Source organism: Okeania sp. SIO2B9 (assembly GCF_010672505.1).
Classification (GTDB): Bacteria; Cyanobacteriota; Cyanobacteriia; order Cyanobacteriales; family Microcoleaceae; genus Okeania; species Okeania hirsuta.
In genome coordinates this window covers 2231-10360 of record NZ_JAAHGK010000091.1, presented here as the reverse complement: position 1 = coordinate 10360, position 8130 = coordinate 2231, and the positions used below count along the sequence as shown (strand labels likewise).

7 protein-coding genes are annotated in these 8130 nt (G+C 38.6%); all 7 read left to right on the top strand.

Annotated features, from left to right (window positions below):
* Nucleotides 1-154 (top strand): NAD(P)H-dependent oxidoreductase subunit E (locus F6K13_RS05595; RefSeq protein WP_287287006.1); only part of this gene is annotated, 154 nt, incomplete at its 5' end.
* A gap of 667 nt (nt 155-821) precedes the next feature.
* On the top strand, nt 822-2441 hold the full coding sequence (locus F6K13_RS05590) for a NuoF family protein (protein ID WP_124145698.1): 1620 nt from the start codon (nt 822-824) through the stop codon (nt 2439-2441).
* Between the two features lie 403 nt (nt 2442-2844).
* A complete protein-coding gene (gene hoxU, locus F6K13_RS05585; protein WP_124145697.1) occupies nt 2845-3561 on the top strand; it encodes a bidirectional hydrogenase complex protein HoxU in 717 nt (238 codons plus the stop codon).
* Between the two features lie 424 nt (nt 3562-3985).
* A complete protein-coding gene (locus F6K13_RS05580) occupies nt 3986-4537 on the top strand; it encodes an oxidoreductase (RefSeq protein WP_287287005.1) in 552 nt (183 codons plus the stop codon).
* Nucleotides 4538-4889: 352 nt separating this feature from the next.
* Nucleotides 4890-5306, top strand: a complete 417-nt coding sequence (locus F6K13_RS05575) for a thermonuclease family protein (RefSeq protein ID WP_124145695.1) — start codon at nt 4890-4892, stop codon at nt 5304-5306.
* 663 nt (nt 5307-5969) lie between these two features.
* Nucleotides 5970-7397: a Ni/Fe hydrogenase subunit alpha gene (locus F6K13_RS05570; protein WP_124145694.1), complete on the top strand. Its 1428-nt coding sequence runs from the start codon at nt 5970-5972 to the stop codon at nt 7395-7397.
* Nucleotides 7378-7572, top strand: a complete 195-nt coding sequence (locus F6K13_RS05565) for a hypothetical protein (RefSeq protein ID WP_124145693.1) — start codon at nt 7378-7380, stop codon at nt 7570-7572. The genes F6K13_RS05570 and F6K13_RS05565 overlap by 20 nt, the downstream gene beginning before the upstream one ends.
* Nucleotides 7573-8130: the final 558 nt, after the last annotated feature.

Below are 8130 nucleotides of genomic sequence, written 5' to 3'. Positions count from 1 at the left end.
TGGAGAAACAACAGCAGACGATCAAATTTCTCTGATGGCAGCTCGTTGTTTAGGTGCTTGTGGGATTGCGCCAGCAGTGGTTTTTGATGGTAGCGTCGCAGGTAAACAAACTCCAGAAGTAGTTATGGAAAAAATTAAAGGTTGGCAGGAGTAAATTTAGCCAAAAATCAACAGTCAAAATTCCATGGGTAAACATAGATATTTAAGTAAAGTTTTACCTGATTAAAAGTTGATATTTTTTGATTGTGGAAATATTTAAAGCTAGAGAAAGAATCCAGTTGTGAAGTTAGAATATTTAGGTAAGATGGAAACTAAGAAAAACCAGTAGTCCTGCATAGTAATGGTATACAAGAAACAAGGGATGCTTGGTACGGGAGCAAGATGCTCCCACTGCCGTACCTCGTAAGCAAAATAATGCAACGCACGACCATTACAATGCACCACCACCGAAAAACCATCTCACTTAATTATTTAACGATCTATTTTTACTGATTTATAAATCAAAATCAAATTCAAGGAAAGAAAAAAAAGCTATAGCACTACACAAATAGGGCGCGGACATTTATAAATGCCCAAAGTTAGTCAGGGATTACTTCTGATTTCTAACTTTTGACTTACTTCTAACTTCTGACTTGCGCTGTTAGTCAGGGATGATTTCTGACTTCTGATTTCTGATTTCTAACTTCTGACTTGCGCTGTTAGTCAGGGATGACTTCTGATTTCTAACTTTTGACTTTTGACTTTTGACTTCTGATTGACTTGCACATAGCGCTATAACTGCCGATCGCTCAATATTTATCGCTATAAATGGAGAATAATAGATGGACTATCAAGACTTGCTCGACATTGCCGAAACAGAAAAAAATAGACAAAAAAGCATTCGAGTTCACTGCTGCACATCTACAGGTTGTCAAGCTGCTAATTCTGTAGATGTAATGAAAAACATGAAAAATGCAGTTAAAACAGCAGGGTTGGAAGAACGTGTCGAAGTAGTAGGAGTAGGTTGTATGGGATTTTGTGGACGCGGTCCCCTGGTACAAATAGACCCCGACGACACCCTATACGAAGAAGTAGAACCCGAAAACGCTGCCAGTATTATCGATGCACTCAATGGGGGGACCACCGAAGTCATTAAAGGCGACTCCCAACACCCATTCTTTTCTCATCAACTCCGCATCGTCAGGGAACACACAGGCAAAATTAATCCCGAACGCATCGAAGAATATGTCGCCGTCGGTGGATATCAATCTCTGTACCATGCTTTACATGAAATGACTCCCAGTGAAGTCGTGGACGAAATTACTCGTAGTGGTTTGCGCGGTCGGGGTGGTGGCGGTTATCCCACTGGTTTAAAATGGGCAACCGTTGCCAAAATGCCAGAAGGTCAGAAATATATTATCTGCAACGGTGATGAAGGCGACCCTGGTGCATTTATGGACCGGAGCGTATTAGAAAGCGACCCCCATTTAGTATTGGAAGGAATGGCGATCGCTGGTTATGCTGTGGGAGCAAATCACGGTTTCATTTACGTTCGTGCTGAGTATCCCCTCGCCATCCAACGGTTACAAAAAGCTATTCAACAAGCAAAAAAATACGGACTCTTGGGTAGTCAAATATTCGACTGTCCTTTTGACTTCAAAATTGATATCCGCATCGGTGCTGGTGCATTTGTTTGTGGGGAAGAAACCGCCCTCATTCAATCAGTGGAAGGCAAACGTGGCAACCCCGTACCCCGTCCGCCATATCCTGCTCAGTCTGGACTTTGGGGATATCCAACTCTAATTAATAACGTGGAAACTTTCGCCAACATTGCTCCTATTCTGAAAAAAGGTGCAGAGTGGTACGCTAGTATTGGCACTAAAAATAGCAAAGGCACAAAAATATTCGCTCTCACAGGTAAAGTTAGAAATAACGGTTTAATTGAGGTACCGATGGGAATAACTCTGCGGGAAATTGTTGAGGAAATGGGAGGTGGTGTTCCTGGTGGGGAAGTGAAAGCGGTACAAACAGGGGGACCTTCGGGTGGCTGTATTCCTGTTTCCATGATTGACACTCCTGTAGACTATGACTCTCTGAGCAAAGTTGGTTCCATGATGGGTTCGGGTGGTATGGTGATTATGGATAAGGAAACTAGTATGGTTGAGGTGGCGCAGTTTTACATGGAATTTTGTCGTGGTGAAACTTGTGGAAAATGTATTCCTTGTCGCACTGGTACGGTGCAGTTATATGCTTTGTTGACTAAGATTTTGAATAAACAAGCGACTTCTATAGATTTGGAAAGGTTGGAGGAGTTGTCTTATGTGGTGAAGGATACTAGTTTGTGTGGTTTGGGAATGACTGCACCTAATCCGGTTTTGAGTACGTTGCGCTATTTTAAGCAAGAGTATCTAGATTTATTGCAGGAGTCGGAGTTTTCTAGCAATGGTAAGGTATTAACTTAGGAGTCAGGAGTCAGGAGTCAGGAGAGAAGAAGGAGGTGCGCTATTAACTTGAAATGATATTAGGAGTCAGGAGAATGTAGGAGATGGCGATCGCCTTGCTAGAGAAGTCAACTAACAGAGCATTTGGATGAGAGAGTAACCAAAATGTTAACTCCCTAAATATTTAAGTGGTTTATAACAGTTGAAAAGCTCTGCAATTTTACTTTTAGAAGAGGTGTAATATCAAATTAGCTTAGTTCGTTCTAAAAAAATGTTATCTTCACGAGCGCCATTGCCAAAACTTTCTTAATCTCCCCATATCCTCATCTTCCCCTCCTGGGAGGGGTTAGGGGTGGGTCTCCACACTATGAATCTAGTTATACCAATGCTACCGGATTTAATATAATATTAGGAGAAAAAAAATATGTCAGTAAAAACGTTAACTATTGATGGCAATCAAATTGCAGTGGAGGAGGGAACTACTATTCTTGAAGCTGCTAAGGAAGCGGGAGTTCACATTCCCACTCTCTGTCATTTGGAGGGAGTGACGGATATTGGTGCTTGTCGGTTGTGTCTGGTAGAAATTTCTGGGGTGAAAAAATTATTGCCTGCTTGCGTAACTCAAGTTGCGGAGGGAATGGAAATTCAGACTCAAACTCAGAAATTGCAAGAATATCGACGGATGTTGGTGGAGTTGTTATTTTCTGAGGGCAACCATGTTTGTGCAGTTTGTGTTGCGAATGGGAATTGCGAATTGCAAAATATGGCAGTAGAGGTGGGGATGGATCATACTCGGTTTCCCTATCGTTTCCCAGATCGGGGAATGGATCTATCTCACAAACAGTTTGGTATAGATCATAATCGTTGTATTTTGTGTACTCGCTGTGTGCGGGTTTGTGATGAAATAGAGGGAGCGCACGTTTGGGATGTGGGAAGTCGTGGTGCTGCTTGTTATATTGTTTCTGGTTTGAATCAACCTTGGGGAGAGGTGGATGCTTGTACTGCTTGTGGTAAGTGTGTGGATGCTTGTCCCACTGGTGCAATTTTCCGTAAGGGGGCAACGGTAGCTGAAATGGAGCGCGATCGCTCTAAGTTGGAATTTTTGGTCAATGCTAGGGAGAATAAACAATGGACAAGGTAAATGAAGTCTGAAGTCTGAAGTCTGAAGTCTAAAGTTAATTTGTTTGATTTCTATTTTGGCTAATCTATTTATTGTGGATAGTAAAAGGTGTTTTAGAGCAACTATTGAAATTATAGTTAGAGACTGAATTTATAAAATTCCCTGTTCCCTATTCTCTATTCCCTATTCCCTACTCCTTATTCCCTAATTAAAGGTATTAATTATGTCGAAAAAAATAAAGTCTGCCACAGTTTAGTAGGGTGCGTTGCAACGCACAATTAATTACAGATAACAGATAATTGCCTAGCGCTGTAAAAGTAGCGATAACCTAATAAAAATCAAGCACGCAAGCAAATACTATTCCTTTGAAACAGAAAATTTGAGTGCTTTTATATTCCCTGTTCCCTGTTCCCTATTCCCTGTTCCCTAATTGAAGGTATTAATTATGTCAAATAAAATAAAATTTGCTACAGTTTGGTTGGCTGGATGTTCTGGTTGTCATATGTCGTTTCTCGACTTAGATGAATGGTTGTTTGAACTTGCAAATCATGTCGAGGTTGTTTATAGTCCGGTGGGGAGTGATATTAAAGAATATCCAGAAAATGTTGATGTTTGTTTGGTGGAAGGAGGTATTGCTAATCAGGATAATTTAGAAATAATTTTTGAAGTTAGGAAAAAGACTAAGACGTTAATTTCTTTTGGAGATTGTGCTGTTACTGCTAATGTCCCAGCTATGCGAAATATGTTGGGTGGTACGAAACCTGTTTTAGAAAGAAGTTATTTAGAGTTGGCAGATGAAAATCAACAATTACCACATGCGCCGGGAATTGTACCAGAATTACTTGATAAAGTTCGACCAGTGCATGAAGTTGTTCCTGTGGATATTTTTATGCCTGGATGTCCGCCTTCTGCCGATAGAATTAAGGCGACTTTAGAACCTTTATTAAAGGGTGAAATGCCAAAAATGGCAGGTCGAGAAATGATTAAGTTTGGGTAAAAGAAGAAGGAGTCAGGAGACAGGAGTCAGGAGACAGAATTAAGCTAGGGTAGGTTGGGTTAAGCGGTAGCGCAACCCAACAGATATATATTGAAGAAGGAGTCAGGAGACAGGAGTCAGGAGACAGAATTAAGCTAGGGTAGGTTGGGTTAAGCGGTAGCGCAACCCAACAGATATATATTGAAGAAGGAGTTAGGAGACAGGAGTCAGGAGACAGAATTCAGCTAGGGTAGGTTGGGTTAAGCGGTAGCGCAACCCAACAGATATATATTTTTGTTAGGTTTATCTTCCGGATAAGCTCGGCGAACATTCCTCAACTGAACCCACAGTATTAGTTAGTCAAAAAAAACTGATGAAAAAACACAAAATAAGTCTGATTTTAACTGTTATATCCTGTGGAATTTTAATACTTTTATCTTTATTAAATACTCCCCCATCTTTAGCTACCCAACAAGCAAGAATTTCTCAAATTATTGATGGAGATACTTTAGAAGTTACCATGTCACAATGTCGCATTCCTTGGGAAGGAAATTCACAACGATGTCGGCTACAACTTGCTTGTATTGATGGACCAGATTATCGAGATAGTCCGTTTTTTGAGGCTGCTAAAAGTAGACTTGAAACATTAATTCCTAGAGGTACAATAGTATTAATAAACGATACAGGAAAGAGTAGTCATCAACGGATAGTTTCAGAAGTATTTAAAGATCATACTTCCATTAATTTACAACCAGCGAAGGAAAAGCTTCCCTTTTCTGTAAACATCTAAATGATACTTGTCCTAGTTCAAAAACTGCTTATATTAATGCTCAAAATTCTGCCAAACAAGCAGGTTTAGGTATCTGGAATTCTCGAAAACCTTGGCAAAAAGCCCGCACTTGTAATTAGAAGAAAACTGATAAACAAAGTAGAGGTAGCTTTGAGAAATAAATTTTATAATATTCTCAAAACCTAGTGCCACTACACAGAAGTTAAAAGTCGTAGGGGCGTTAACGATAGTTATGCGAAGCAAATGGCATTCGCCCTCAAAAATATTGATTGGTAAGGCTTTTAGAATTTTGTAACTGGTTAGTTATTTCTGCCATCCTACACTAGAGTTTAATTTAAGTAAGTTAGGTTTTGTTTCCTCAAGCAAAACTACTAAAATTATTTTCTTGTTTCCTTTTTATCAAGGGCAAATTTTAACGCGAACCTAGTAGATAGACACAGCTAAAATGGTGCATTAGATTCAATTCAAAAGTCAAAAGTCAAAAGTCAAAAGTAAGAATTTTTAAGTTAAAAGCTAATGCACAGTTTTAGCTGTGTCACGCCACTACTAAGATTACTTTCTTGTTTCCTTTTCATCACATTAGTTACTTACTCACAAAAATAGCTTTGACAAATTTATCAAAATCTAGAGATTATTTATTTACTAAATGGAGAGAAATAAACTATGTCTAAAACAATAGTCATCGACCCAGTAACTAGAATCGAAGGTCATGCCAAAATATCAGTAATATTAGATGATGCGGGAGAAGTATCCGACTGTAGATTTCATGTCGTAGAATATCGTGGCTTTGAAAAATTTTGTGAAGGGCGACCCTTTACAGAAATGGCAGGAATAACAGCTAGAATTTGTGGAATTTGCCCAGTAAGTCATTTATTAGCTTCTGCTAAAACAGGGGATAAAATTCTCGCAGTGCAAGTTCCTTCCGCAGGAGAAAAATTGCGCCGAATGATGAATTTAGGGCAGTTAACTCAATCCCATGCTTTAAGTTTTTTCCATCTTAGTAGTCCTGATTTTCTATTAGGTTGGGATAGCGACCCAGCTAAACGAAATATCTTTGGTTTAATGGAGGAAAATCCAGATTTAGCTAGGGCAGGAATTCGACTTCGGCAGTTCGGTCAAACAGTCATAGAATTATTAGGAGCTAAAAAAATTCATGCTGCTTGGGCGGTACCTGGTGGTGTACGTTCTCCCTTATCTGAAGAAGGGCGAAAATGGATAAAAAATCGTCTCTCAGAATCTTTTGAAACTACTAATATTGCTATTAGTTTGTTTAAGGGTTTATTAGACGATAAACTGAAAACTGAAGCCGAAGTTTTTGGTAAGTTTCCATCATTATTCATGGGATTAGTTGGCGCAAATGGTGACTGGGAACATTACGGCGGAAAGCTCAGGTTTACTGATAGTGAAGGTAATATTGTTGCTGATAATTTAAGCGAAGATAATTATCAGGAATTTTTAGGGGAAGCAGTGGAAAGTTGGTCTTATTTGAAGTTCCCTTATTACAAACCAATGGGTTATCCCGATGGAATTTATCGTGTCGGACCTCTTGCTCGTTTAAATGTTTGTTCTCAGATAGGTACAGAAAAAGCAGACCGAGAATTAAAAGAAATGCAAGAGCGGGTAGGTGGTGTTCCTACTTCTTCTTTCTTTTATCATTATGCTCGTTTGATAGAAATTATTGCTTGTTTAGAAAGAATTGAACAATTGATAGATGACCCAGATATTGTTTCTCCTCGCACTCGCGCTACTGCTGGTATTAACTGTCTGGAAGGAGTGGGAGTTAGTGAAGCGCCAAGAGGTACTTTATTCCATCATTACAAAGTAGATGAAAATGGAATTATTCAGAAAGTAAATATGATTATTGCCACTGGTCAAAATAATCTGGCAATGAATCAAACTGTTACTCAAATAGCCAAACATTATATTCACAATAATCAAATTCCAGAAGGAATGTTAAACAGGGTTGAAGCAGGTATTCGAGCTTACGATCCTTGTCTCAGTTGTTCGACTCATGCAGCAGGTAAAATGCCATTACATATTCAATTAATTGCGGCAAATGGCAATATTTTAGATGAAGTTTATCGGAATTAAAAGAAGGAAGAAGGAAGAAGGAAGAAGGAAGAGGGAAGAAAATTATCGATATAAAATTAACATCCTAGAAGTATCAATAGGGGTGAAAATTTCCAACTCCCCATCACCAAAAATATCTTCCTGTAAAACAAGGAATAAATCAGAAGGAAGAAGGAAGAAGAAAGAAAATTATTAATATCAAATTAACTTCCAAGAAGTATTAGTAGGGGTGAAAATTTCCAACTCCCTATGGCAAAAAATATCTTTCTTTTTGTTTTTTCTTGATGGCAAAGATTGACTTTTGACTTCACCTATACTCACCTGATTCTTAGATGTAGCTTATGGCAATTAAAAGAAGGAATAAGCAAGAAGGAAAAAAATTATCAATATAAAATTAGCATCCAAGAAGTATCAGTAGAGGTAAAAATTTCCAACTTCCTATCGCCAAAAATACAACATATTCCTCCCATAAATAAGAAGTATAGAGATTAACAATTAAATATTTGTAGTGTGGGCATCTTGCCCGCGATGGATGTATCTCACCCTTAGTGGAATCTGTTGTATCTTTCTTTTTGTTTTTTCTTGATGGCAAAGATTGACTTTTGACTTCACCTATACTCACCTGATTCTTAGATGTAGCTTATGGCAATTAAAAGAAGGAATAAGCAAGAAGGAAAAAAATTATCAATATAAAATTAGCATCCAAGAAGTATCAGTAGAGGTAAAAATTTCCAACTTCCTATCGCCAAAAATA

Coding starts and splice junctions, on each gene's coding strand:
- F6K13_RS05590 (WP_124145698.1), top strand. CDS start 822: ATGGACTATCAAGACTTGCTCGACATTGCCGAAACAGAAAAAAATAGA.
- F6K13_RS05570 (WP_124145694.1), top strand. CDS start 5,970: ATGTCTAAAACAATAGTCATCGACCCAGTAACTAGAATCGAAGGTCAT.
- hoxU (WP_124145697.1), top strand. CDS start 2,845: ATGTCAGTAAAAACGTTAACTATTGATGGCAATCAAATTGCAGTGGAG.
- F6K13_RS05565 (WP_124145693.1), top strand. CDS start 7,378: ATGAAGTTTATCGGAATTAAAAGAAGGAAGAAGGAAGAAGGAAGAAGG.
- F6K13_RS05575 (WP_124145695.1), top strand. CDS start 4,890: ATGAAAAAACACAAAATAAGTCTGATTTTAACTGTTATATCCTGTGGA.
- F6K13_RS05580 (WP_287287005.1), top strand. CDS start 3,986: ATGTCAAATAAAATAAAATTTGCTACAGTTTGGTTGGCTGGATGTTCT.